The 24,839-nt window shown below is 68.0% G+C and carries 27 protein-coding genes; 13 read left to right on the plus strand and 14 right to left on the minus strand.

All coding sequences use genetic code 11. From position 1 onward, the window contains the following. Positions 1–158: 158 nt before the first annotated feature. The 3 genes from N8I71_RS09705 to N8I71_RS09715 form a co-directional block, all read right to left on the minus strand. The gene (locus N8I71_RS09705; protein ID WP_262877778.1) at positions 159–614 is read right to left on the minus strand and encodes a DUF6497 family protein; all 456 of its coding nucleotides are present in this window, start codon (positions 612–614) and stop codon (positions 159–161) included. Between the two features lie 2 nt (positions 615–616). Beyond that, positions 617–1,027 carry a RidA family protein gene (locus tag N8I71_RS09710; RefSeq protein ID WP_262877779.1) on the minus strand — a complete coding sequence of 137 codons (411 nt, stop codon included), beginning with the start codon at positions 1,025–1,027 and terminating at the stop codon, positions 617–619. A gap of 64 nt (positions 1,028–1,091) precedes the next feature. Then, on the minus strand, positions 1,092–2,624 hold the full coding sequence (locus tag N8I71_RS09715) for an acyl-CoA carboxylase subunit beta (protein WP_262877780.1): 1,533 nt from the start codon (positions 2,622–2,624) through the stop codon (positions 1,092–1,094). 260 nt (positions 2,625–2,884) lie between these two features. Here N8I71_RS09715 and N8I71_RS09720 point away from each other — a divergent pair, with 260 nt between their 5' ends. The 4 genes from N8I71_RS09720 to N8I71_RS09735 all read left to right on the plus strand — a co-directional run bounded on the left by N8I71_RS09720 (position 2,885) and on the right by N8I71_RS09735 (position 6,584). Then, positions 2,885–3,238 (plus strand): DMT family protein, encoded by a 354-nt coding sequence (locus N8I71_RS09720; protein ID WP_262877781.1) that lies wholly within the window; start codon positions 2,885–2,887, stop codon positions 3,236–3,238. 93 nt (positions 3,239–3,331) lie between these two features. Continuing rightward, positions 3,332–4,546: a multidrug effflux MFS transporter gene (locus N8I71_RS09725; protein WP_262877782.1), complete on the plus strand. Its 1,215-nt coding sequence runs from the start codon at positions 3,332–3,334 to the stop codon at positions 4,544–4,546. Positions 4,547–4,647: 101 nt separating this feature from the next. After that, positions 4,648–6,042 (plus strand): helix-turn-helix domain-containing protein, encoded by a 1,395-nt coding sequence (locus N8I71_RS09730; protein ID WP_262877783.1) that lies wholly within the window; start codon positions 4,648–4,650, stop codon positions 6,040–6,042. 77 nt (positions 6,043–6,119) lie between these two features. Beyond that, complete coding sequence (locus N8I71_RS09735) at positions 6,120–6,584, plus strand: CoxG family protein (protein ID WP_262877784.1); 465 nt, start codon at positions 6,120–6,122, stop codon at positions 6,582–6,584. A 148-nt stretch (positions 6,585–6,732) separates the two neighbouring features. Here N8I71_RS09735 and N8I71_RS09740 read toward each other — a convergent pair whose 3' ends face one another. The 4 genes from N8I71_RS09740 to N8I71_RS09755 form a co-directional block, all read right to left on the minus strand. Continuing rightward, entirely contained in the window at positions 6,733–6,972 is a 240-nt protein-coding gene (locus tag N8I71_RS09740) for a YdcH family protein (RefSeq protein ID WP_262877785.1), read from the minus strand. A 101-nt stretch (positions 6,973–7,073) separates the two neighbouring features. Then, entirely contained in the window at positions 7,074–7,766 is a 693-nt protein-coding gene (locus tag N8I71_RS09745; protein ID WP_262877786.1) for an HAD family hydrolase, read from the minus strand. Positions 7,767–7,888: 122 nt separating this feature from the next. Beyond that, positions 7,889–8,875 (minus strand): DMT family transporter, encoded by a 987-nt coding sequence (locus tag N8I71_RS09750; protein WP_262877787.1) that lies wholly within the window; start codon positions 8,873–8,875, stop codon positions 7,889–7,891. Positions 8,876–8,917: 42 nt separating this feature from the next. Next, complete coding sequence (locus N8I71_RS09755) at positions 8,918–9,523, minus strand: LysE/ArgO family amino acid transporter (protein WP_262877788.1); 606 nt, start codon at positions 9,521–9,523, stop codon at positions 8,918–8,920. Between the two features lie 90 nt (positions 9,524–9,613). Here N8I71_RS09755 and N8I71_RS09760 point away from each other — a divergent pair, with 90 nt between their 5' ends. Continuing rightward, positions 9,614–10,495: an ArgP/LysG family DNA-binding transcriptional regulator gene (locus N8I71_RS09760; RefSeq protein ID WP_262877789.1), complete on the plus strand. Its 882-nt coding sequence runs from the start codon at positions 9,614–9,616 to the stop codon at positions 10,493–10,495. A gap of 10 nt (positions 10,496–10,505) precedes the next feature. On the opposite strand, the gene N8I71_RS09765 is transcribed toward N8I71_RS09760, so the two are convergent. Next, positions 10,506–11,252 (minus strand): YebC/PmpR family DNA-binding transcriptional regulator, encoded by a 747-nt coding sequence (locus N8I71_RS09765; RefSeq protein ID WP_262877790.1) that lies wholly within the window; start codon positions 11,250–11,252, stop codon positions 10,506–10,508. Positions 11,253–11,401: 149 nt separating this feature from the next. On the opposite strand from N8I71_RS09765, the gene N8I71_RS09770 reads away from it, so the two are divergent. Both N8I71_RS09770 and N8I71_RS09775 read left to right on the plus strand, forming a co-directional pair. Beyond that, entirely contained in the window at positions 11,402–11,890 is a 489-nt protein-coding gene (locus tag N8I71_RS09770; RefSeq protein WP_262877791.1) for a hypothetical protein, read from the plus strand. A gap of 109 nt (positions 11,891–11,999) precedes the next feature. Further along, a complete protein-coding gene (locus N8I71_RS09775) occupies positions 12,000–13,772 on the plus strand; it encodes an SLC13 family permease (protein WP_262877792.1) in 1,773 nt (590 codons plus the stop codon). A gap of 12 nt (positions 13,773–13,784) precedes the next feature. On the opposite strand, the gene N8I71_RS09780 is transcribed toward N8I71_RS09775, so the two are convergent. From N8I71_RS09780 to N8I71_RS09800, 5 genes are all read right to left on the minus strand, one after another. Next, positions 13,785–14,210: a hypothetical protein gene (locus N8I71_RS09780; RefSeq protein WP_262877793.1), complete on the minus strand. Its 426-nt coding sequence runs from the start codon at positions 14,208–14,210 to the stop codon at positions 13,785–13,787. 31 nt (positions 14,211–14,241) lie between these two features. Beyond that, entirely contained in the window at positions 14,242–16,023 is a 1,782-nt protein-coding gene (locus N8I71_RS09785; protein ID WP_262877794.1) for an SLC13 family permease, read from the minus strand. Between the two features lie 92 nt (positions 16,024–16,115). Then, positions 16,116–17,021 carry a DMT family transporter gene (locus N8I71_RS09790; protein ID WP_262877795.1) on the minus strand — a complete coding sequence of 302 codons (906 nt, stop codon included), beginning with the start codon at positions 17,019–17,021 and terminating at the stop codon, positions 16,116–16,118. Beyond that, the gene (locus N8I71_RS09795) at positions 17,018–17,830 is read right to left on the minus strand and encodes a TIGR00282 family metallophosphoesterase (protein ID WP_262877796.1); all 813 of its coding nucleotides are present in this window, start codon (positions 17,828–17,830) and stop codon (positions 17,018–17,020) included. Before N8I71_RS09795 ends, N8I71_RS09790 begins: the two co-directional genes overlap by 4 nt. 45 nt (positions 17,831–17,875) lie before the next feature. Further along, a complete protein-coding gene (locus N8I71_RS09800; protein ID WP_262877797.1) occupies positions 17,876–18,445 on the minus strand; it encodes a 5-formyltetrahydrofolate cyclo-ligase in 570 nt (189 codons plus the stop codon). 116 nt (positions 18,446–18,561) lie between these two features. Between N8I71_RS09800 and N8I71_RS09805 the strand changes: the two genes are divergently transcribed. From N8I71_RS09805 to N8I71_RS09825, 5 genes are all read left to right on the plus strand, one after another. Continuing rightward, positions 18,562–19,176 carry a VOC family protein gene (locus N8I71_RS09805; RefSeq protein ID WP_262877798.1) on the plus strand — a complete coding sequence of 205 codons (615 nt, stop codon included), beginning with the start codon at positions 18,562–18,564 and terminating at the stop codon, positions 19,174–19,176. After that, the gene (locus N8I71_RS09810; protein ID WP_262877799.1) at positions 19,173–19,652 is read left to right on the plus strand and encodes a GNAT family N-acetyltransferase; all 480 of its coding nucleotides are present in this window, start codon (positions 19,173–19,175) and stop codon (positions 19,650–19,652) included. Before N8I71_RS09805 ends, N8I71_RS09810 begins: the two co-directional genes overlap by 4 nt. A gap of 73 nt (positions 19,653–19,725) precedes the next feature. Next, a complete protein-coding gene (locus N8I71_RS09815; protein WP_262877800.1) occupies positions 19,726–20,424 on the plus strand; it encodes a J domain-containing protein in 699 nt (232 codons plus the stop codon). A gap of 5 nt (positions 20,425–20,429) precedes the next feature. Continuing rightward, positions 20,430–21,461 (plus strand): endonuclease/exonuclease/phosphatase family protein, encoded by a 1,032-nt coding sequence (locus N8I71_RS09820; RefSeq protein ID WP_262877967.1) that lies wholly within the window; start codon positions 20,430–20,432, stop codon positions 21,459–21,461. 66 nt (positions 21,462–21,527) lie between these two features. Continuing rightward, positions 21,528–21,860: a hypothetical protein gene (locus tag N8I71_RS09825; RefSeq protein ID WP_262877801.1), complete on the plus strand. Its 333-nt coding sequence runs from the start codon at positions 21,528–21,530 to the stop codon at positions 21,858–21,860. An 84-nt stretch (positions 21,861–21,944) separates the two neighbouring features. Here the strand turns inward: N8I71_RS09825 and N8I71_RS09830 are convergent, their stop codons facing one another. Further along, positions 21,945–22,478, minus strand: a complete 534-nt coding sequence (locus N8I71_RS09830) for a TetR/AcrR family transcriptional regulator (RefSeq protein WP_262877802.1) — start codon at positions 22,476–22,478, stop codon at positions 21,945–21,947. Positions 22,479–22,827: 349 nt separating this feature from the next. Between N8I71_RS09830 and N8I71_RS09835 the strand changes: the two genes are divergently transcribed. Then, on the plus strand, positions 22,828–24,660 hold the full coding sequence (locus N8I71_RS09835) for a M3 family oligoendopeptidase (protein ID WP_262877803.1): 1,833 nt from the start codon (positions 22,828–22,830) through the stop codon (positions 24,658–24,660). The last annotated feature ends 179 nt before the right edge of the window (positions 24,661–24,839 follow it).

Consider the following 24,839-nt stretch of genomic DNA (forward strand, 5'->3'; position numbering starts at 1 on the left):
CACGACCCGAGGTACAGCTGCGGTTCCGCAGCCAGTTCCGATGATAGCTGAGGCGGGATTCAATCCACAGGCTTTTCCACAAGCGGCCCGCGTCTGTGACTCAGAAGCCTCAGATGGAGTCCCGCTTGAAGAACGGATCACAAGATTTTGTATCTGCATCACAAAAGCTCCCAGATGCAGGCACCGCTGCGGATCGAGTAAGCCTCGATGGATTGGGTTATCCCCGGCGCGGGTTCGCCACGGGGAAAGGGCTCGGACATCAGTTGCACGACGATGCGGGAAGGGCGCGACGCGCCGGTCTCGGCCGCCGGCACCCCGATGGTCCTGCAAACCCAGTCGTGGTCTGCATGGTCTGCCTGCGAGCCCGGTTCGGGAAGGTCCGGCACCACCATCCGCAGAACCAGCCAGTCGGTCTCGGTGAAGGGCTGGGTTTCCGTCAACACCTCGCAGAGGCGGCCGGTGCGGCCCGAGGGCAGCGCGTGCGCCTCCTCCAGCGTGCAGGGCCCGTTCGGTACCCGCGGCAAGGTCATCGCGACGATGGAGAGCACCGCAGCGGCGACAGACGCCAGAAGCGCGATCCAGCCGAGCGGCGAAAGTGGCGAGCGAAAGGCCATGCTCAGGCATTTCCCGCCCCGGGCCGCCGCGCGACGCAGTCGATCTCGACCAGCGCACCCACGGCCAGCGCGGTGACGCCCACCGTCGTGCGCGCAGGCCGCCTGTCTTCGGGGAAGAACCCGGCATAGGTCGCGTTGAAGGCCGCGTAGTCGCGCTCGAACTCGGTCAGGTAGGCGCGCATCTGAACAACGTGGGAGAGGTCGAGGCCGAGGCCCTGCAAGATGAGCCTCAGGTTCTCCATCACCCGAACCGTCTGCGCCTCCACCCCTTGGGGCAGGGGCGCGTCGGGGGCCGCGGGATCGGTCGGCATCTGCCCCGTCAGGAACACCCATCCCCCCGTCTCCACCGCGTGGGAGAAGGGCGCGACGGGACGCGGGCCATCGGCGATCATGTGGAAGATCGGGTCGGTCATTCAGGGCTCCGTAGGGTGGGCCATCGGCCCACCTTTTCGCCTGTCGGTGTGCGGGTCGCGCACCCTACAGCGGAATATTGTCGTGCTTTTTCCAAGGCATCTTCTTTTCCTTCCGCCGGAGCGCGGCGAAGGCGCGACAGACCCGCTTGCGCGTCGAGCGCGGCTGGATCACCTCGTCGATGAAGCCGCGTTCGGCCGCCACGAAGGGATTGGCGAAGCGGTCCTCGTATTCCTTCGTGTGCGCCGCGGTCCTGGCCGGGTCACCCAGATCCGCACGGTGCAGGATCTCCACCGCGCCCTTGGCGCCCATGACCGCGATCTCGGAGGTCGGCCAGGCGTAGGAGATATCGCCGCGCAGGTGCTTGGACGACATCACCACGTAGGCGCCGCCATAGGCCTTGCGGGTGATGACCGTGACCTTCGGCACCGTCGCCTCGCCATAGGCGAACAGCAGCTTCGCGCCGTGCTTGATGACGCCGTTGTATTCCTGCCCTGTTCCGGGGAGGAAGCCCGGCACGTCGACGAAGGTCAGCAGCGGGATCTCGAAGCAGTCGCAGAAGCGCACGAAACGCGCGGCCTTGCGCGCCGAATCGATGTCCAGCACCCCCGCCAGGACCATCGGCTGGTTCGCCACCACGCCCACGGTCTGCCCTTCGAGCCGGATGAAGCCGGTGATGATGTTCTTCGCGAAATCCTCCTGGATCTCGTAGAAATCCCCTTCGTCCGCGACCTTCAGGATCAGTTCCTTCATGTCGTAGGGCTGATTGGGATTGTCGGGGATCAGGGTGTCGAGGCTCTCCTCCACCCGGTCGGGGCTGTCGTAGAAGGGCCGCACCGGCGGCTTCTCGCGGTTCGAGAGCGGCAGGAAATCGATAAGCCGCCGGATTTCCGAGAGCGCTTCGACATCGTTCTCGAAGGCGCCGTCCGCGACCGAGGATTTTCGGGTGTGGGTCGAGGCGCCGCCGAGCTCTTCCGCCGTCACCTGTTCGTTCGTGACCGTCTTCACGACGTCGGGGCCGGTGACGAACATGTAGGAGCTGTCCTTCACCATGAAGATGAAGTCGGTCATGGCAGGCGAGTAGACCGCGCCGCCCGCGCAGGGCCCCATGATCAGGCTGATCTGGGGCACCACGCCCGAGGCCTCGATATTGCGCTGGAACACCTCGCCATAGGCGGCGAGCGAGGACACGCCCTCCTGGATGCGCGCGCCGCCGGAATCGTTGATCCCGATCACGGGCGCGCCGTTCTGCATCGCCATGTCCATGATCTTGCAGATCTTGGCCGCATGCGTCTCCGAAACCGAGCCGCCGAGCACGGTGAAATCCTGGGAGAAGACATAGACGAGGCGACCGTTGATCGTGCCCCAGCCGGTCACGACGCCGTCGCCACGCGGCTTGGACTTGTCCATGCCGAAATCGACGCAGCGATGCGTTACGAACATGTCGAATTCCTCGAAGCTGCCTTCGTCGAGCAGGAGATCGATCCGCTCCCGCGCGGTCAGCTTGCCCTTGGCGTGCTGGCTGTCGATGCGTTTCTGGCCGCCCCCGAGCCGGGCCTCGCCGCGGCGGTGTTCGAGCTGTTCGAGGATGTCTTTCATGGGCGTCCCTTCCGTGGCCGGCCGCTTCCGGCGGTCTGAGGCAAGTCGGTCTCGCCCGGTCTTTCGCCGGGCCTCTTGCCCGGCACACTAGCGAGCGCCTCCCGAGTGGGCGAGTCCGAAACGGCATATTTGCAAATTGCTTTGCCGCAATCACTGCAAAATTGCAAACTCATTGCCGCGCGCGCATGAAGCCGCTCGCGGCCGGGCCAAGGTTGCGCTAACGTCTGGCGACAGGTTCACCCTGCGCGAGCACCCCCACCATGCCCACCCTGCCGGTTCCAGTGGTCACGATCGGCCTTCTGGTGATGTCCAATATCTTCATGACCTTCGCCTGGTACGGCCACCTCAAGTACAAGGCGGCCCCGATTTTCGCCGTGATCATAATATCCTGGGGGATCGCCTTCTTCGAATACCTGCTGCAGGTGCCGGCCAACCGGATCGGACACGGCTACTTTTCCGCCGTCGAACTGAAGACGATACAGGAAGTCATCACGCTCACCATCTTCGCCGGCTTCTCGGCCTTCTACCTGCGCGAGCCGCTGGCATGGAACCATCTCGTCGGCTTCGTGCTGATCGCGGCTGGGGCGTTTTTTGTCTTCCACCGCTGGGCCTGAGCTGACCCTCGCATCGGCGCACATGCGGTTGTGCGGCACCGGGACGCAGGGCCGCACTGGACCTTCCCGGCGCACCGGCGTAGCCCCTGTCCCATGACGCGAATTCCCGCGGTGCGGTTTCTGGACCGCGCCACCCCGCCCCACATCTTCACACTGATCGTGCTGACCGGTCTCGGCGCGCTCTCGATGAATGTGTTCCTGCCCTCGCTGCCTGCGATGGCGGAGCATTTCGGGGCCGACTACCGTCTCATGCAGCTGTCCGTCGCGCTCTACCTCGCGGTGAACGCGGTCCTGCAGATCGTCGTCGGCCCGATATCGGACCGCTACGGGCGGAGGCCGGTGCTCCTATGGGGCGTCGCCATCTTCCTGGTGGCGACCATCGGCTGCATCCTTGCGCCAAGTGTGGAGATCTTCCTCGCCTTCCGCATGCTGCAGGCCGTCATCGTCGTGGGCCTCGTGCTGGGTCGTGCCGTCGTGCGCGACATGTATCCCGCCGACCAGGCGGCAAGCCAGATCGGCTATGTCACCATGGGCATGGCCGTCGTGCCCATGATCGGGCCGGCCATCGGCGGCGTCCTGGACGAGACGCTCGGATGGCAGGCGAACTTCTGGATGCTGGCGGCCCTCGGCGCGCTTGTCCTGACGCTCACCTGGCGCGACCTCGGAGAGACCGCGGCACGCGGCGCGGGCACCTTCGCCGAACAGTTCGCGGAATACCCCGAGCTGTTCCGCTCCCGTCGCTTCTGGGGATACTGCATGGCGGCCTCCCTCGCCTCGGGGGCCTTCTTCGCCTACCTCGGCGGGGCGCCCTATGTCGGATCGGAGGTCTTCGGACTATCGGCGGCACAGCTTGGCCTCTACTTCGGGACGGCGGCGCTGGGGTATTTCTTCGGCAACTGGATAACGGGCCGCTTCTCGGTCCGTGTCGGGATCAACAGCATGATCCTTTGGGGAACGATCCTGTCGACGGCCGGGCTGGTGCTGTCGCTCGTGCTGTTCCTCATGGGGTTCAAGACAGCCTTCGTGTTCTTCGGTTCCATGACCTTCGTCGGTGTCGGCAACGGCATGGTCCTGCCTAACGCGACCTCCGGCATGCTGTCGGTGCGCCCGCATCTCGCCGGCACGGCCAGCGGCCTCGGCGGCGCCATCACGATCGGCGGCGGCGCCGTCCTTTCGGCAGTGGCCGGCACGCTCCTGACAGGGGACAGCGGGGCCTATCCGCTCATCCTGATCATGCTCGCCACCTCGGTCCTGTCCGTCTTCGCCATCCTCTATACGATCCGGCGCGAGCGGCAGGTCGTGGGCTGACGGCCACCTCGCCCCGTCGATCGCACAAGACGCAAGGTGAAAGCGCCCCCTTTGCAGGGTTTGCAAACCCCGCTATTCCCTCTGCAAAGCACGGAGGGGCGATGTCGACCCAGAAACTCTATGCCGGCGCGAAGCTGCGCGAGGTGCGCACGCGCCTGGGCCTCACGCAGAAGGACTTCGCCGCCAAACTCGGCGTCTCCCTGCCCTACCTGAACCAGATGGAGAACAACAACCGCCCGGTCTCGACCGCCGTGGTGCTGGGCCTCGCCCGGGAGTTCGGCCTCGACGTGACCGAGCTGGGCTCGGGCGATACCGAGCGGCTCGTCTCCGACATGCGCGAGGCGCTGGCCGACCCCGTCTTCGCCGAGGCCCTGCCCCCCGTCTCCGACCTGCGCCTCGCCGCCTCGAACGCGCCATCGCTGGCCCGCGCCTTCCTCGATCTGCACCGCGCCTATCGCCAGACCCATGAACGCCTCGCTTCCCTCGACGAGGCGTTGGGGCAGGACAGCCGCGCCCTGCAAAGCCCCTGGGAAGAGGTGCGCGATTTCTTCCACTACTGCGACAACTACATCGACGCCGTGGACCGCGCCGCCGAACGCTTCGCCGGTCAGGCAAAGGGCGATCTCGCGGCCCATACCGAGGCGGAGCTCGGCGCGCTCGGCGTCACGATCCGCAAGTCGCCGGGTGAAGGCGTCCGACACTACGACCGCGCCAGCCGGACGCTCACACTCTCGCCCCGCGCCGCGCCCGAAACCCAGCGCTTCCAGCTGTTGCACCAATATGCGCTGCTCACGCAGGCGCCGCTTCTCGAGGCCACGCTCGACCTGGCCCGGTTCCAGACCGAAACCGCGCGCGAGATCGCCCGGATCGGGATGGCGAACTATTTCGCCGGCGCGGTCCTTTTGCCCTACACGCGCTTCGCGGGCGCCGCACGCGAGACACGCCACGATCTGGAGCATCTGTCGAACGAGTTCGGGGCCTCGATCGAACAGGTGGCGCACCGGCTGTCGACCCTGCAAAGGCCGGGCGCCAAGGGGGTGCCCTTCTTCTTCGCCCGCGTCGACCAGGCTGGCACCGTGACGAAGCGGCATTCCGCGACACGTCTCCAGTTCGCCCGCTACGGCGGCGCCTGCCCCTTGTGGAACGTTCACCAGGCCTTCGAGACGCCCACCCGCTTCCTGCGCCAGCTTGCCGAGACGCCCGACGGCGTGCGCTACGTCATTCTCGCCCGCGACGTGTCGAAACCCGGCAGCGCCTGGGGCACGCCGACCCGGCGCTACGCGATCTCGCTGGGATGCGAGGTGGCGCACGCGCCGGCGCTCGTCTATGCCGACGGGCTCGACCTCGACCGCGACGCCGCATTCCAGCCGATCGGCATATCCTGCCGGATCTGCGAACGCGCGCACTGCCACCAGCGCGCCGTGCCGCCGCTTGAACGGCAGCTTCGCATCGACCCCGACCGGCGCGGCACCCTGCCCTACGAGATCGAGCCCTGACTGCGCTTCTTTGCCGATTGACGCCGCGGGACGCGCGGGACTAGGCCTGTCGCAGCGGCGACATGGAGGAGACGGACATGGAAATGCACGCAACCCGAACGCTCGACGCCGACCGCGCGACGGTCTGGGCGGCGCTGAACGATCCGGAGGTCCTGAAGGCCTGCATTCCCGGCTGCGAAGAGTTGACGGGATCCCCCGAAGAGGGCTTCCACGCCATCGTCAAGCAGAAGGTCGGCCCGGTGAAGGCCACGTTCCAGGGAAGCGTCATCCTGTCGGACGTGGTTCCGGAAACCAGCTACAGGATCTCGGGCGAAGGCAAGGGCGGCGTCGCGGGCTTCGCCAAGGGCGGTGCCGAAGTCAGCCTCAGCGATGCCGAGGGCGGTGGCACCGACCTCCACTACGACGTGGAGGCCAAGGTCGGCGGCAAGATCGCACAACTCGGCTCGCGCCTGATCGACAGCTTCGCCAAGAAGATGGCCGACCAGTTCTTCGAACGCTTCCAGAACCATGTGGAAGGCAAGACCGAGGGCAACGCGACCTGAAGGGCGCGCTTCCCGGCTTTCTTCACTCTGGCCCGAAACTCCGGGGGGCGCGTCGCGGCCAGAGGCCGCGGCGCGGTCGGGGGGCTGGCCCCCCGGTGCGCGGCCGACCGCTCCCGCAAGGGGGCGCGAGGGCGCGCACGCCCGGCAATCAGGCCTTGGCCAGCATCCCCGCGATCTCGTCCTTCAGCCGCATCCGTTCCTTGCGCATCTGCGTCTCGGCCGACTGATCGACCGGCTCCACACCCGTCTCCGCCCGGTGCACGGCACGGTTCACCTCGTGATAGGCATCCATCAGGCGGGCGAAATGCGGATTGGACACTTTCAACTCGTGGATCTTCTCCACCTCGTGGGGGAAGTCGTCGGCCAGTTCGTGGGGGGTGTTGGACATGCGCGGGTCTCCTCTGCCGGACAGTTCTCTCGGTTGGAAACCCTAGTCCCGTCCGAGCGCCCGCGGCCTTGAGCCAGATCAATCGCCGGCGCCGGTCCGCCTTATTCCGCAGCCGTCGATTCCGCACCGCGCCAGGCCTGGGTCAGGGCCTCGGGCGACAGTGCATGCACCATCGGCAAACCGCCGAATTCCTCGGGCTCCGCCTCGGCCAGCCGCCCCGGAAAGGCCAGGACCGGCAGGCCGGCTCCGTGGGCCGCCTGTGCCGCGACCGGCGTATCGGCCACCACCACCGAGCGGCCCGTCCCCACGCCGAGTTTCTCGACGGCAAGCGTCATGGCCTGCGGGTCCGGCGCCATCCGCGTCACGTCCGAGCGGAGCACCGCCACGTCGAAGGAGATCCCCGCCCGCGCGCGCGCCGTTGCCCTGAGGAGCGCCGTCACCGGCTGCAACTCCGCGCGGCTCACGATGGCGAGCTTGACGCCGCCCCTCGCGGCCCAGGCCAGCACCCGCGCCACGCCCGGGCGCAGCGGCACCTCCTCGACCAGCATGGCCGCGAAAAGGTTCTGATGCGCCGCGTCGAGCGCCCGCGCCTCCACGACCTGCCCCAGGTGCGCCGCGTAACGCGCCGCCAGCTGCCGGTCCCCGCCCGGCCGCATCAGTTCGCTATAGGTGTCCCACGACCAGTTCCACGGCACATCGTGCATCCGGAAGGCGGCGTTCCAGGCCGCCCGGTCGATTTCGGCACATTCGGCGAGGCTTCCCATCCCCCCGAAGATGACGGCTTCCAGTGTCATGCGTTCCCTCCGCTTTCGGCAAGGCAACGCAGATGATTGTGTGAGACAAGTGACCGCCCGCCGCATTCCGCGCTGCAGCATGACCCGTTGGCGTTACGCTGGGCGATTGCCGCACCGGCTGCTCAATTTCCGGGCGAATCGCGGACGTCCTGCCGGTCGCCACGCCCCGCGGCGGCGCCATAGCCCGGCGTGGAAGCCGCCGCCGCCACCTGCCTGCGCAGGACCGCCTCCCGCCAGGCGATGTAGCTGACCGACGCGATGATCATCGTTCCCCCGACAACGACCCAGATATCGACCGCCTCGGAAAAGACCACCGCGCCGAGGGTTGTGGCCCAGACGAGCTGCAGGAAGGTGACCGGTTGCGTCACGGTCAGGGGGGCTGCCCGGAAGGCGAGCGTCATCGTGAAATGGCCTGCGGTGGCGAAGACCGCGGTCAGGAAGAGCCATCCCAGGTCGCCGGGACCGACGGGCACCCAGACGTAAAGGGCGAACGGCGCCAGCGCCAGCGTCACCGTGACCGACAGAAGGAAGACCACCGCGGCGGCCGGCACCTCGTCGGCGAGGATCTTGGCCAGGATATAGCCGACCGCGAAGGACGCTGCCGTGAAGAGCATGGCGAAATGCCCCGGATCGAGCTCGCGGAAGCCCGGACGCAGGATCACGAGTGCCCCAAGGAGGGCCACGACGACGGCCATGGCACGGTGGGTCGAAATGCGCTCGCCCAGCACGATCACGGCCAGGACCGTCACGTAGACGGGGTTGAGGTAGTTCATCGCCGTCACCTCGGCGATCGGGATCCGCGTCATGGCGTAGAACCAGGCGATCACGCCCAGCGCATGGGCCGCGCCGCGGATCCCGGCCAGTTTCAACACCCTCGGGCTGAAGGTCGCGGCGCGGATCGCCGGGATCATCGGGATGAGGAAGACGAGGCCCAGAACATAGCGCAGGAAGGCTGCCTGCGCCGCCGGCACGTCATCGCCCACCATCTTGACGCTGGCCGTGACCGCCACGAAACAGATGCCCGTGACGATCATCCACATGACGCCGAGAACGGGCCGTGACCCGGGCGCGACCGGCGTCTTTTCTGTTCTGTCTTCGCTTTCGGACATCGCCCGCACATCAGCCCAAGTGCCGGAAGACTGCAAGCCGCCTCAGTCTCCGAAGGCGAGCTTGACGGCGAGGACCATCATCGTCGCGCCGACCACTGCGTCTAGGATCCGCCACGCCGCGGGCCGTGCGAAAACAGGAGCGAAGACCCGCGCGCCGTGGCCGAGCGCCGCGAAGAACAGGCAGGAGGCCGTCAAGGCGCCGGCCCCGAAGGCCCAATGCGCCGGCCGGTACTGCGCCGCCACCGCGCCGATCAGTCCCACGGTGTCGAGATAGACGTGCGGGTTGGCCCAGGTCATCACCAGCGCGGTGCCCAGCACCGCCCCGAGGCCCTGCCCCGCGCCGCCCGCCGCGGTGAGCGCCCCGGCTTCGGTCGCCGCGGATCGGAGTGCACGCAGGCCGTAGGCCGTCAGGAAGGCCACCCCACCCCAGCGCATGGCCTCCAGCGCCCAGGGCACCGCCTGCGCGAGCACACCGAACCCCGCGACGCCCGTCGCGATGAGGATACCTTCGGAAAAGCAGCAGACCAGCACCACGGCCGTCACGTACTCCCCCTTCAGGCCCTGCCGCAGGACGAAGGCGTTCTGCGCGCCGATGGCGAGGATGAGGGAGAAGGACAGGGCGAAACCCGCGAGAAAGGCGGTGGTCATCGGGCGGGCTCCGGTGGCGCGGTGCTCCGGCTAGCCGATCCTGCCAGCATTCGTCTAGTGCATTTCATACATGCAAGATAAGATCTTCTAATGATTGATGCCGCCGCTCTCGCCGCCTTCGCCGCCGTGCTCCGTTGCGGCTCGTTCGAGGCCGCGGCCGCGTCCCTCGGCATCACCCAATCGGCCGTCTCCCAGCGCGTGAAGGCCCTCGAACACCGCATGGGCGCGACCCTGATCCGGCGCACGCGCCCCGCGACGCCGACCGATGCGGGACAGCGCCTGTTCGCCCATGCCGAGGCGGTCGGCCTTCTGGAGATGGAGTTGGCCACGGATCTCGCGGGGCTCCTGCCCGGGGCGGAGACGCCCGTCAGGATCGCCGTCACCGCCGACAGTCTCGCGACCTTCGTGCCGCACGCGCTGGCGGTGGCGGCGGAGGCGGGCTTCCTCTTCGATCTGGTGATCGACGATCAGGCCCATGCCGCCGACCTCCTGCGATCGGGCGAGGTGGCCGCGGCGATCACGCTGTCCTCGACGCCGGTTCAGGGCTGCACTGCGGTGGCGCTGGGGAGCCTGGAATATCCGGCGGTCTGCGCGCCGGCCTTCTTCGCGCGTTGGTTCAACGGCAGGGTGTCGGCCGCGACGCTCGCCGCCGCGCCGGCGCTGGTGTTCAACCGGAAAGACGCGCTGCCGTCGATGTGGGCGGAACGGGCGGCCGGGGCACGGGTGCCGCTGCGCGCCCACTACGTGGCCTCGACACAAGGCATCACGGACGCGGCCATCGCGGGGCTGGGATGGTGCCTGAACCCTGTCGGCCACCTCTCCCCGCACCTGGCGTCGGGGCATCTCGTGGAACTGGTCCCGCACCTGCGCCTCGAAACCCCGCTCGTCTGGCAGGTTCCGCGCCGCTATGCCCGTGTGCTCGCCCCGCTGACCCGCGCCTTGGTGCGGGCCGTACGCGACAAGGGGGCCTGAGCCCCCTCGTTCACCCGGCGAGCTGTTCCATCACCTCGTCGGAGATCTCGAAGTTCGAGGTCACGGTCTGGACGTCGTCATCGTCCTCAAGCGCATCGATCAGCTTCATCAGCTTCTGCGCATCCTCGAGGCCCAGTTCCGTCGTCGTGGTGGGCCGCCAGACCAGCTTGGTGGTCTCGCTCTCGCCCAGCGCCGCCTCGAGCGCGGTAGAGACCTCGTTCAGATCGGTATCGGCGCACCACACGACATGGGCTTCCTCGGAGCTTTCGACATCCTCGGCCCCGGCCTCGATGGCGGCCATCAGCACGGTCTCGGCATCACCGGCATCGGCCGAGTAGACCACCTGCCCCTTGCGATCGAACATGAAGGCGACCGAGCCCGTCTCGCCGAGGTTGCCACCATGCTTGCCGAAGGTCGAGCGCACGGTCGAGGCGGTCCGGTTGCGGTTGTCGGTCATCGCCTCGACGATCACCGCGACGCCGTTCGGGCCATAACCCTCGTAGCGGATCTCTTCGTAGTTCTCGCCTTCGCCGCCGATCGCCTTCTTGATCGCGCGCTCGATCACGTCCTTGGGGACGGAGTTCGACTTGGCTTCCTTCACCGCCAGGCGCAGGCGCGGGTTCTTGTCGGGATCGGGGTCGCCCATCTTGGCGGCGACGGTGATCTCCTTGGCGAGCTTGGAGAACAGCTTGGAGCGCGCGGCGTCCTGCCGTCCCTTGCGGTGCTGGATATTCGCCCATTTGGAATGGCCGGCCATGGCTGCCTCGTCTGTCGTTGTCCTGAACGCCGGCCTCTCTAGCGCAGGGCGTGCGCAGCGGCAATATCGACCGGCCGCGACGCGCGAGGGCTTCGCAGGCTGGATGAGGGCGGCTAGGGTCGCCCCGCCGCACTCACGGGACTTGGCTCATGCTGACCTTCCTCGCCGATATCGCCGATCTTCTGGCCGCCGCCGGTGTCATCGCCTCGCTTCTGTTCCTTGCGCTGCAGTTGCGTGACCAGAACCGCGAGACACGCCTGAAAAACTGGCGCGAGCTCCAGGTCTCGCTCACCCAGTTCAAGGCGGTGACCAACGACCTCGCGATGGCCGATCTCGTGGCCCGCGGACAGGAGGATTTCGACGCGCTGAGCCCGGGCGAAAAACTGGCCTTCGGCCTCTACCTGGAACAGGGCATCCACATCATTGGCAATTTCGACAAGCACTTGGGCACCGTGCCGAAACAGTTCGAGCACCTCAACTACGCCGTGCACAACACGATGCTCGATCTGCTGTCTTCACCCGGTGCTCGCGCCTGGTGGAAGGAAAGCAAGCCGCGCGGACGTTTTCTGCCATCGACCGCGGCGTTGATCGACAAGCTGCAAGATGCCGGCGCGCGTCCCGTGGGACCGCACCTCTAGCCCCCACCTTCGCCCCGGATGCCGGGAAACGGGCTCCCGCGGGTCGGAATGTGCGCCTTTTCCGGCACGCCCCCTCCCCCCCGTTCCGCCTTGTCGCTAGGCTCCCCCCATGACCCAGGACCAGATCCTCCTCTTTTCGCTCTTCGGTGGCGTCTTCGCGCTCCTTCTCTGGGGCAGGGTCCGATACGACATGGTGGCCTTCGGCGCGCTGCTTCTCGGCATCGTCCTCGGGGTCGTGCCCGCCGACCAGGCCTTCGCCGGCTTCGGCCATCCGGCCGTCATCGTCGTGGCACTCGTTCTCATCATATCGGCGGGCCTCGTGCGCTCGGGCGCGGTCCTGCTCATCACGCGCACGCTGATCGACGCGTCGCGCAGCCTCGGGGCCCATATCGCCATCATGGGCGGCGTGGGCGGCGTCCTATCGGCCTTCATGAACAACGTCGCGGCGCTCGCGCTGCTGATGCCCGTCGATATCGCCACCGCGCGCAAGGCCGGCCGCAGCCCGGGGCTCAGCCTCATGCCGCTCAGCTTCGCCACGATACTCGGCGGCATGGTCACGCTGATCGGGACGCCGCCCAACATCATCATCGCCACCTTCCGCGAGGATGCGTTGGGTGAACCGTTCGCCATGTTCGACTTCGCGCCCGTGGGCGGGGTCGCGGCGGTCGCGGGCCTGGTCTTCGTGGCCCTCGTCGGCTGGCGGCTGATCCCGGTGCGCGACAGCGGCGTGGGCGGCGACCGGGTGGCGGAACTCAAGCCCTACATCGCCGAGCTGCGCCTGCCCGAGGACGGCAAGCTTGCCGGAAAGCGTCTGCGCGAGCTGGAGGACGAGGCCGCCAAGGCGGATGTCGCCCTGATCGGCATCGTCCGCGACGGGCGACGGCGTTACGGCACGGGCCGGACCCTGAAGCTGGCGGCTGGCGACGTGCTGGTGATCGAGGCCGATCCCGCCGCGCTCGACGAGTTCCGTGCGGCGCAGGGATTGGAAACCCCCGACAACGGAAGCGGGGCCGAGGCGGTCGGCGATGGTGTCAGCCTCGTGGAGATGGTCGTCCCCGAAGGCGCCCGGATCGACGGACGGACGGTCGAGGCGGTCGGCCTCTCGTGGCGCCAGAACACCACGCTTCTGGGGATCGCGCGGCAGGGCGAACGGATCACGAAGGCGCTGCGCAAGACGGTGATCCGGCCGGGCGACATCCTTCTTCTCCTCGCGCCCTCGGACCGGTCCGACGACGTGGTGGCCTGGCTCGGCGGCATGACCCTTGCCGACCGGGGACTTTCGGTGACGCAGGAGGGCAAGACCTGGGGGGCCATCGCCCTCTTTGCCGCAGCGGTGACGGCGGCGGCGCTGGGGCTGATCTACCTGCCCGTGGCGCTGGGGATCGTCGCGGTGGGCTTCGTCGCCATGCGTGTCGTGCCGCTTTCGGAGCTTTACGACAGGATCGAGTGGCCGGTCGTGGTGCTTCTGGGGTCGATGATCCCGCTCGGCGCCGCGCTCGAGACTTCCGGAGGCACCGGGCTAATCGCCGAGGCGCTCGTGGCGCTGACGGGCGACTGGCCCGCATGGGCCATCCTGACGGTCCTGATGGTGGTGACGATGACGCTGTCGGACATCCTCAACAACACTGCGACCGCCATCGTCGCGGCGCCCGTGGCGATCACCATGGCGGAGCGTCTGGATGTGAACCCCGACCCGTTCCTCATGGCCGTGGCGGTCGCGGCCTCGGCGGCCTTCCTCACGCCGATCGGGCACAAGAACAACACGCTGGTCCTTGGCCCCGGCGGCTACCGGTTCGGGGATTACTGGCGGATGGGGCTTCCGCTGGAAATCCTCATCATCGCGGTGTCGGTCCCCGCGCTGCTGGTATTCTGGCCGTTCTGAGATCGGAGGCGTTCAGGCGCGTCCGGCGTCGGAGGGCGAGGCGAAAAGCCAGCGGCGCCCATCGGGTGCCGTGATTTCCACATCGGCGGCGGGCGCGATGGCATCGGGCAGGCCTATGGCCGCGAAGACCTCCTCCAGCACGAGGCGCACCGGGTTGAGGCCGGTATCGGCCGTCACGCGATAGCCGAGCGCGACCGAACAGCCGCCAAGCTGGCCAGCGCCCGAAACGGCCGCGCCGCCGCCCGATCCCGACCGGGTCGCGGAAACCGGGCCGACGCAGGTCTCGCCGTTGGAGAGCCGGACCTCGAGCGAGGTGCGGTCGAGCGACACCTCCACCGGGCGCGGCGGCGATACGGCGCAGCCGGTCAGAAGGGCGACGACGGCGGACATCACGACGATGTCCGGAACCTTGTCGCGCAAGAGGCTGCCGATCGGCATGGCACGTGCTCCTTCGGGGGCGCATCTGCCCCTACAATGGCCAGATAAGCGGAATAGCGAGGCAGACCACAACCCCCAGCGAAAGATTCAACGGAATCCCGACGCGAAGGAAGTCGGTGAACCGGTATCCGCCCGGCCCGTAGACCAGCATGTTGGTCTGGTAACCGATGGGCGTGGCGAAGCAGGCGGAAGCCGCGATCATGACCGCGACAAGCAGGGGGCGGGCATCCACACCGGTCGCCTCGGCCAGCGCGATGGCGATGGGCGCCATGATGACGGCAATGGCGTTGTTGGACACCAGCTCGGTCAGAAGCGTGGTCAGGAAGTAGACCGCCCAGACAAGGGCGACGGCCGGCATCGGCTCGAGCGCGGGGGCGACGCTGCCCACGACCAGTTCGACCGCGCCTGTATGGTCCAGCGCCGCGCCGACCGCGAGCATGGCGAAGATCAGCGCGAGCAACCGCCCCTCGACGAAGGAAAACGCCTCCTCCGCGTCGATGCATCCTGTCAGCAGCACGATCGCCACCGCGACGATGGCGAGGGCGAGAATCGGGGCGACGTTCAGCGCGGCCAGGACCACGATTCCCGCCATGGCGGCGATGGCGATGGGCGACTTGCCCCTGCGGTAGGCGCGTTCGGACGGCGCGGAGACGTCGACCATGTCCATGTCGGCGGCCAGCCTCTCGACATCGGCCGGCGCACCTTCGAGCAGGAGCGTGTCGCCCACCCGGACCACGAGGTCGTCGAGTTGTCGGCCGATGTTCTGGTTCCGCCGGTGCACGGCCAGCGGATAGACACCGTAGCGGCGGCGCAGGCGGAGATCGCCGAGGCGCCGACCGACCATTCGGCAACCGGGCGTGATGAGGACCTCGACCGTCGTCGTGCGCACCTCGCTCAGCTTGTCGACCGTCTTCAACTCCTTGGACTGCTGCAGGCCGAGAACCTCGGCCATATCGGTGCGAAGCACGACGCGGTCGCCGGCCAGCAATTCGACCGCCGACATGTCCCGGCGAAGCGAGGCGTCGCCGCGCAACACGTCGATCAGGCGCACGCCCTCGCGCCGGAACATCTCCACCTCGTTGACGTTTCGGCCGATCAGGGTGGAGCCCTCGGGCACGGCAACCTCGGTGAAGAACTTGGCCCGCGCGCGCCCGCCCCCGAGAAGCGCCGCCATCGAGACGCGCTCGGGCAGGAGATGGCGGCCGATGAAGGTCAGGTAGATCATTCCCCAGGCGACCACGACCAGGCCGATTGGAGTGATCTCGAAGATCGAGAAGGGCTCGAAACCCTCCGTGCGCGCGATTCCGTCCACCAGGAGGTTCGTGGACGTGCCGATCAGGGTCAGCGTGCCGCCCATGATCGCGGCATAGCTGAGCGGAATAAGGTATTTCGAGGCCGACTGCCCCGCGATCCGCGCCACCTGCACGAAGACCGGGATCATGATGACGACGATGGGGGTGTTGTTCATGAAGGCCGAGGCCAGCGCGCTGAACGCCAGAAGCGTGACGAGCGCGCGGCGCGGGCTGTGGGAGGCCAGCGCCTCGGCCCGCCGGGTCAGTCCGTCGAGCGCGCCGGTGCGCACCAGCGCGCCCATCACGATGAACATCGCCGCGATGGTCCAGGGCGCGGGATTAGACAGGACACCGAGCGCGGCGTCATACGGCAGAAGACCCAGCACGAGAAGGACGCCGACGGTACCGATGGCGACCACCTCCGTCGGCCAGCGCTCGGTCAGGAAAAGGGCGAACATCGCCCCGAGGATCGCCAGCGCGACCAGGCCCTCGCCGGTCTGAGACAGTCCGAGATCGAGCATCCTTGCCCCTTGCCGTGGCCGGAGGCCCCCGGCCCGGCTCCACTGGGCATCATCCCCGATGGCCTGCCGCCCCGCAAGCGGCGTCTTGGTCTTCAGGCGGCGGCGGCGCTGCGTGCCTGGCCGCGCGGCTGCACGAGGAAGAGTCCCGCGAACATGAGCGCGATGGCGGCCCAGACCCAGCCAGAATAGGTCTCGCCGAAGATGATCCAGGCCCAGAGGATGCCGAAGGCGGTCACGAGATAGCTGACCTGCGCGGCAAAGACGGCGCCCGCGCGGCCGACCATCCAGACATAGCCCGAATAGGCCAGGGCATGTGCCGCTGAGGAACCGAGGATCGCGAAGTCTGGCGCCCCCCAGGGAGGCAGCGGCGAGATCCACTGCCCCGTCATCAGCGCAAGCGGCAGCGCCATGGCGGCGCCGATGACCGAGGCCCCGAGAAGAAGCTGCACGGGGTCGAGGCCGGCGGTGCCGAAGCGCGCGACGAAGTTGCCTTCGACCGCGTAGAACGCCGGCGCGACCAGGGCGAGCGGCAGCCACCAGACCATCGCCGGGTCGGGCAGGCTCGTCTCCGGCAGCGCGATCATGAGGATCGCGGCGAAGCCAAGCAGCAGGCCCGCGAAGCGCAGAGCCGAGAACCGGTCCATGCCCAGGGCAAGCGCGATGGGGAACGACAGCATGGGCACCAGCGAAAGCACGATTGACAGGATGCCCGACGGCAGGTGGATCGCCGCGGTGTAGCTGGCGGAGTTGGGCAACAGCGTTCCGATCAGCGCGATGGTCGCATAAAGCGCGACCTGAACGCGGCCGAGCGGCAGGCCGCGCCCCCGGACCCGGTTGATCGCGGCCAGCAGCGCGGCGCCCAGCAGGAATTGCCAGAAGATGATCCCGAAATGGCGATAGCCCTCCGAGACAGCGATCTTGGCGAAGGGCTGGGTGATGCCCCAGGCGGCACCGATGGCCAGGAGGAGCACCAAGAGAACGAGGCGGTCGCGGCTCAAGGCCCGGCGTCCTGAAGCCGCCCGCCCAGCCGCACGGGCGCGATGCGGGTCGCCGCGCCGCTGCGGTCGTCGGTCTCGACATAGACGCCCGATAGGGTCGCGGCCTCGTCCGCGGGGGTGAACCGCTCTTTCGGCATGCCCGTGAGGAAGCGTCGCAGCGGTTCCTCCTTCTGCATCCCGATGACGGAGTTGTAGTCGCCGCACATGCCGGCGTCGCTCTGATAGGCCGTGCCGCGCGGCAGGATCATCGCGTCGGCCGTCGGCACATGGGTGTGCGTGCCGACGACGAGGCTGGCGCGGCCGTCGCAGAAATGGCCCGTCGCCATCTTCTCGGACGTCGCCTCGGCGTGGATGTCGACGATCACGGCCTGCGCGAGACCGCCGCGCGGGTAGGACTTCAACGCCGCATCGAGTGCCGAGAACGGATCGTCGAAGGGGCGCTTCATGAAGACCTGGCCAAGTGCCTGCGCCACCAGAACCTTGCGCCCGCCCCGCGCCTCGAACAGGCGCGCGCCCTGCCCCGGAGCCGCCTTGGCGAAGTTGAGCGGACGCAGCACGCGCGGTTCGGACGCGATGAACTGCAACATGTCGCGCTGGTCGAAGGCATGGTCGCCGAGCGTGATCACGTCGGCCCCGGCCTCCAGCAGCGCCTTCGCATGGGCCGCGGACAGCCCTGCCCCCGAGGTCGCGTTCTCGCCGTTCACCACGACGAAATCGAGCCGCCACTCGTCCCGCAGACGGGGCAGCGTCTCGGTCACGGCCGCGCGCCCGGCGCGCCCCATCACGTCTCCGAGAAAGAGGATCTTCATGACCAAGCCCTTAGGGCCTGTGGCGCGACAGGTCCAGCGGGGACATCACCGCCTGAGAACGCCCGTCTCGGTGACGAGCGCGTCGAGCGGCTCATCGGTGGGCTCGGACGGAATCCCGGGCAACTCCTGGGCCGCGAAGGCGAAGCCGATGGCCCGCACGGGTCCCCGGCCGCGCAACAAGGCGAGCGTGCGGTCGTAGAAGCCACCGCCATAGCCAAGCCGGTTGAGCCGAGCGTCGAAGGCCACGAGCGGCACGATCAGCGTGTCGGGGACAAGCCAGTCGCCCTGCTCGGGGATCAGCGCGCCGAATGGTCCCTCCACCAGCGCCGCATCCGGCCGCCATTCGCGGAAGTCGAGCGGCAGGCCCCGTCCCGCGATCACCGGGACGGCCAGCCGCGCGCCCGCGCGGTGAAGTGCGGCCATGGCCGGTCGCGGGTCGAGCTCGGTCCTGATCGGCATGTAGCCCGAAACGATGCGGTCCGCCGCGGGCCCGATCTCGGCCAGGAGGTGCTCGGTCGCCGGTGGCACGGCATGGGCGGCGAGCGCGAAAGCCGCCTTGCGCGCATCGAAGGCCTGGCGCCGCAGGGCCGCCTTGGGATCGGGGGCGTCGGTCATGCCGCCAGACAATCGCGCGCCGTCTGGAACCGCATGGCCGCGCGCGACACATGCCCGGTCTTTTCCGCCGCGAATGCCCGCGCTAAGCCGTGATGGTCCGGGCAATGGAGGTGCGCATGCTGACACTCGACCACATCGCGGTATCGACGGAGGCGCTCGAAGACGGCGCGGCGGAGGTCGAGGCGGCGCTCGGCGTTCCCCTCGCACCCGGCGGGCAGCATGCGGCGATGGGGACATGGAACCGCCTCCTGTCGCTCGGACCCGAGGAGTATTTCGAACTGATCGCGATCGAGCCCGGCGCTCCGGGACCGGACCAGCCGCGCTGGTTCGACCTCGACAATTTCACGGGTGCGACGCGGGCGACCACCTGGATCTGCCGGACGGACAACCTCGACGCCGCGCTCGCGGCGGCGCCCGAAGGGGCGGGCGTGCCCTGGGACCTGGAACGGGGCGACCTCAGCTGGCGCATGGCGGTGCCGGAGGACGGAAAGCTGCCCTTCGGCGGACTTTTCCCGGCGATGATCCAGTGGAACGGACCGGCGCACCCCGCCCCCCGCCTTCCCGACAGGGGTGTACGGTTGACCGCGCTGCGCCTCCATTCCCCGGAGGCGGACGCGCTGCGCGCCGCGCTCGCCCCGCTGATCGACGATGCAAGGCTGCAGGTGATCGGGTCCGACACTCCGCGCATGGAGGCCGTCCTGTCGACACCGCGGGGGGAGGTCCTGTTGTGATCCGCCCCGCCGTGCCGGGCGACGCCCCTGCCATCGCCGGGATCTGGAACCGGATCATCAGCGAGACCGTCATCACCTTCACCACCGCGGAGAAGGACCCCGGTGCGCTTGCGGCTGGCATCGCGGAAGGCGCCCCATGCCACGTGGCCGACATGGGGTCGGATGGGGGCGTCGTCGGCTTCGTCACGGCGTTCCAGTTCCGCGGCGGGCCGGGCTATGCCCATACGTTCGAGCATTCCATCCACGTGGCCCGGGGCGCCGAGGGGCGGGGGATCGGCCGCGCGCTGATGCAGGCAGTGGAACGCGACCTGCGCGGGCGCGGCGTACATTCCCTCTTCGCGGGCGTCTCGGGCGAGAACGCGGGCGGCATCGCCTTCCACGCGGCGCTCGGCTACCGCGAGGCGGCGCGCCTGCGGGAAGTCGGCTGGAAGTTCGGACGCTGGCACGACCTCGTTCTCATGCAGAAGATGCTCTGACCCCGCCCGAGGGGGGCCCTTTGTCGCGTGCTTTCCCCTGCCGCGCGCGGCCGCTCTGCGTTAGAAAGGGTTCATGTCGATCTGGACCCGCATATCCGAGGCGCTGGCCGCGATCGCGCAGGGCGAGGGGCTGTCGGCCGTTTTCGAGCGGCTCCGGACCCCGCCGGAACGCAGCGTGGCCTTCACCATCGCGGTGATCGCCCTGGGTGCGAAGATGGCCAAGGCCGACGGCCGCGTGACGCGCGACGAGGTCGCCGCCTTCCGGGACGTCTTCCAGATCCCCGCTTCGGACGAGCGCGCGGCGGCGCGGGTCTTCAACCTCGCGCGCGAGGACGTGGCCGGGTTCGAGGACTACGCCAGCCGTGTCGCGTCGATGTTCCGCACGGCGGAGCAGCCCTGCGGACAGGACAGCGTGCTGTGCGACCTGATGGAGGGATTGTTCCACATCGCGGCGGCGGACGGCACCTACCACCCCGGGGAAGACGCGTTCCTCGCCCGGGTGGCCGAGATCTTCGGAATGGACGAAGCCCTGTTCCGGCGGATGCGGGCGCGACACGTGCCCGATGCCGACCCCTACGCGGTGCTGGGGGTCGATCCCGGCGTCGATCTTGCCACCGTGCGCGCGGCCTGGCGGGCCGAGGTGCGCGCCACCCACCCCGATCGGATGATCGCCCGCGGCGTGCCGGTCGAGGCCGCAAGGCTGGCCGAGGCGCGGCTGGCCGCGATCAACGCCGCATGGGACAGCATCCGCGCCGAACGCGGCGCGGCATGACCGCCATGCGCATCGCAACCTACAATGTCGAATGGTTTCACGCCCTGTTCGACCCCGAAGGTCGGCTTCTGAGGGACGGGGAACGGTCCTCCCGCGAGGGTGTCACGCGGGAGGAACAGATCGACGCGCTCTTCACCGTCTTCCGGGCGCTGGATGCCGACGCCATCCTCGTGGTGGAGGCGCCAGACATCTCGCGACGGCATGACGGTATCGCAGCGCTCGAAACCTTCGCGAGCGAGGCAGGCATCCGCGCCCGTGCAGCCCTGTCCGGTTTCCCGAACCATACCCAGCAGGAACTCATGCTGCTCTATGATCCGGACGTGATCTCGGCGCGGCACGATCCGCTGGGGCCGGTCGCGGGCAAGCATGGACGCAGCGACGTGCCGCGCTTCGACACCACGTTCCGGATCGATCTCGACATCGACGCGCAGGAAGACGTTGTCACCTTCTCCAAACCGCCGCTGGAGGCGGCGCTGGAAACCCCGCTCGGCGATATCCGCCTGATCGGCTGTCATGTGAAATCGAAAGCGCCCCATGGTGCGCGCAATGCCGACGAGGCGATGAGCTTCGCCATCGCGAACCGGCGCAAGCAACTGGCACAGTGCATCTGGCTGCGGCGGCGCATCGAGGAGCACCTGATGGCCGGCGACCAGCTCATCGTGGCGGGCGACCTGAACGATGGCCCGGGCCTCGACGAATACGAGCGGCTCTTCGGTCGCTCCGGCGTCGAGGTCGTCGTCGGGGCCGGGGCCGAACCGGACATGCGGCTCTACGATCCCCACGCGATGCAGGCGCTGCAGAGCCGGATCTCGGCCCAGCCGACCACCGCACGGTTCTACATAGCGGGCGAGGACCGGTGGCTGTCCGCCCTCCTAGACTACATCATGGTGTCGCCGACGCTTCGGCGGAAAGCCCGGCGATGGCGGATATGGCACCCTTTCGACGATCCCACCTGCTGGCGCGACGCGGCGTTGCAGCGGGCACTCCTGCACGCGTCGGACCATTTTCCGGTAACCCTTGATTTCGGCCACGGCTGAGCGCGGCCCCTTAACGCAGGGCGCGATCTTGCCTATATTTCGACCATGAGACGCATCCTTGGCCCCATGTCACTGACCATTTTGCTCGCGCTTCCCGCCGCAGCGCAGGAGGACAGCGAAACCGAGCGCGGCTTCGACCTTCTGCGCGAGGGGTCGCGGATGATCCTCGAGGGTATCCTCGAGGACATGCGGCCCATGCTGGAGGAGGCGCGGCCTTTCTTCGAAGAGGAAATGCTGCCCTTCCTCGAATCGCTCGGCGCGCTGATGGACGACATCACCGCCTACGAGCGGCCCGAGCGGTTGCCGAACGGCGACATAATCATCCGCCGCTCGCCTGACCGGCCATGGACGGAACCGGAGGAGCCCGAAGTGGGCGAGGACGGCGAGGTGGAGCTCTAAGAACCGAACGCATGTGTACGGAAAGTGTCCGGGCACTTGTGTATGGTTTGATCACGCCGCCAAACCGTTGAGACCCGGCAGCAGTCAGCGGCTGAGAAGCGCGGCCAGGTCTTCGATTTCGGCATCGCTCAGTTCCTGACCTTCCGACCGCATCATCATCAGCCGCCCGATCGCCGCCCAGTAGAGCATCCTCGACCGCGGCCCGATCTCGGCCTCGGAGACGCCCAGCGCGGCCAGCAATTGCTCGGCGAAGCGGATGCGCCGCCAGTCCACCGCGGCCACGGTCTGCGCGACCTCCGCGTCCACGGTCGCCCAGGCGCGCATCGCGCGTTCCAGCGCAGCCCCGGACCGCAACGCGCGCCGCATGAGCCCGCGCAATTGCGCCTCGGCGTCGCCATCGCGGACAACCGCGCGCACCAGTTCCTCGGTTGTTCTGTCCATCCAGTGGGCGACGAGGTCCCGCTTGAAGGCGGCAAGATCCTCGAAATGCCAATAGAAGCTTCCCCTCGTAACGCCCAGCCCGGCGGCGAGCGTCTGCGCCTTCAGCGCGCCATGGCCGTTCTCCGCCAGCTGCGCCAACGCGAAATCAAGCCAGTCGGACTTGTCGAGACGACTCATGTGCGGCCCCCTGTATCTCCAAACATACACCTGTGTTTTTTTCCCGAAAAGACACAGGTGTACGGTTCCTCGGCCGCCCCACGCTCACGTTGTTCCGACCATTGGCGCATACACCAGCACGGAGGCCCGGTACGTCAATGCCTGTGTCAGCTTTCCAGCGTCCCGCGGTTGCCCCCGCGCGGGTCATTCCGGCCCTGTTGCGATCCGGGTGCCCGCCAACCGGCGGCATCGGCATGACGGTTCACCTCTGGCAATGCGCCGGTCCGTCCCCGCCAATCGGGACCAAGGGTTGAGACCCGACGCGGCGGGGCGCATATCTGTCGGGACACATTTCCAAGACGAGGTTCCCATGCGCCTGCCCTTCCCCGCCCCGCTCCCCACCCGCGACGCCGCCAAGGATGCGGGAGGCAAACCGCTGGGCGATCTGCCGGACTGGGATCTGAGCGACCTCTACAGGGCGCCGGACGCGCCCGAGTTAACGCGTGACCTCGACTGGCTGGAAACCGAGTGCGCCGCCTTCGCCGCCGATTACGAAGGCAAGCTCGCCGAGTTGTCCGCCGCCGACCTCCTTGCCTGCATCACCCGCTACGAGATCATCGACATGAAGGCCGGCCGCGTCATGTCCTATGCGGGCCTGCGCTACTACCAGCAGACGACGAACCCCGAGCGGGCGAAGTTCATGTCCGACATGCAGGATCGGATCACCACCTTCACCACGCCGCTCGTCTTCTTCGGGCTGGAGTTCAACCGCATCCCCGACGACCGCTACGACGCGCTGATGGCCGAGAATGCCGACCTCGCGCGATACAAGCCCGTGCTCGACCGGATGCGCGCGATGAAGCCCTACCAGCTGTCGGATGAGCTGGAGAAATTCCTCCACGACACTTCGGTCGTGGGCGCGAGCGCCTGGAACAAGCTTTTCGACGAGACGATCGCGGGGCTGGCCTTCGACGTGGACGGCGAAAGCCTTGGCATCGAATCGACGCTGAACCTCCTCACCGACCAGGACCGCGCGAAGCGCGAGGCCGGCGCGCGGGCGCTGGCCGAGACCTTCGGCGCGCGGCTGCCCCTCTTTGCGCGGGTGCACAACACGCTCGCCAAGGAAAAGGAGATCACCGACCGCTGGCGCAAGCTGCCGACGCCGCAGATGTCGCGCCACCTCGCCAACCACGTGGAGCCCGAAGTGGTCGAGGCACTGCGGAACGCGGTTGTCGCGGCCTATCCGCGCCTCAGCCACCGGTACTATGCGCTCAAGGCGAAATGGCTTGGCCTCGACAAGCTGCAGGTCTGGGACCGGAACGCGCCGCTGCCGATGGAGGAAACCCGGATCGTCGGCTGGGACGAGGCACGCCGCATCGTGACGGAGGCCTATGCGGGCTTCGACCCGAAGATGGCCGAGCTGGCCGAGCCCTTCTTCACCGACGGCTGGATCGACGCGGGCGTCAAGGAGGGCAAGGCGCCCGGCGCCTTCGCGCACCCCACCGTCTCGGACGTGCACCCCTACGTGATGCTGAACTACCTCGGCAAGCCGCGGGACGTGATGACGCTCGCCCACGAGCTCGGCCATGGCGTGCATCAGCGGCTGGCGGCGGGACAGGGGGAACTCCTCTCCTCCACGCCCCTGACGCTTGCCGAGACGGCGAGCGTCTTCGGCGAGATGCTGACCTTCCGCAAGATGCTTGAAGGGGCCAAGGACGACGCCGCGCGCAAGGTCCTGCTGGCCGGCAAGGTCGAGGACATGATCAACACGGTCGTGCGCCAGATCGCCTTCTACGACTTCGAGTGCAAGCTGCACGAGGCGCGCCGCGCGGGCGAGCTGACGCCCGACGACATCAACGCGCTTTGGATGTCCGTGCAGGGCGAAAGCCTTGGGCCGGTCTTCGAGTTCATGGAGGGCTACGAGACCTTCTGGGCCTATATCCCCCACTTCGTCCACTCGCCCTTCTACGTCTACGCCTACGCCTTCGGCGACGGGCTGGTGAACGCGCTCTATGCCGTCTACGAGGAGGGCGCGCCGGGCTTCCAAGAGAAGTATTTCGACATGCTGAAGGCCGGCGGATCGAAGCACCACAAGGCGCTTCTGGCACCCTTCGGTCTCGACGCGACAGACCCCGCGTTCTGGGACAAGGGCCTCGGCATGATCGAGGGTTTCATCGATCAGCTTGAAGCGATGGAGGACTGACGGCAGGCCCGGCCGGAGGCCCGCCCAAGCCGGCTGCACGCCACATAGGGTGTGCGGCCGGAGGGGTCTGAAATCTTGCGAAGGCGCGCGCTGCTGCGGCCAAATCCCTGATTTCAGATGCTCCTGTTGATGAAAAGGCCCTCATCGCGTCTACTGGAGGTTATTGCGAATCATCCGAC

Source organism: Roseicyclus sediminis, from assembly GCF_025515305.1.
GTDB lineage: Bacteria > Pseudomonadota > Alphaproteobacteria > Rhodobacterales > Rhodobacteraceae > Roseibacterium > Roseibacterium sediminis.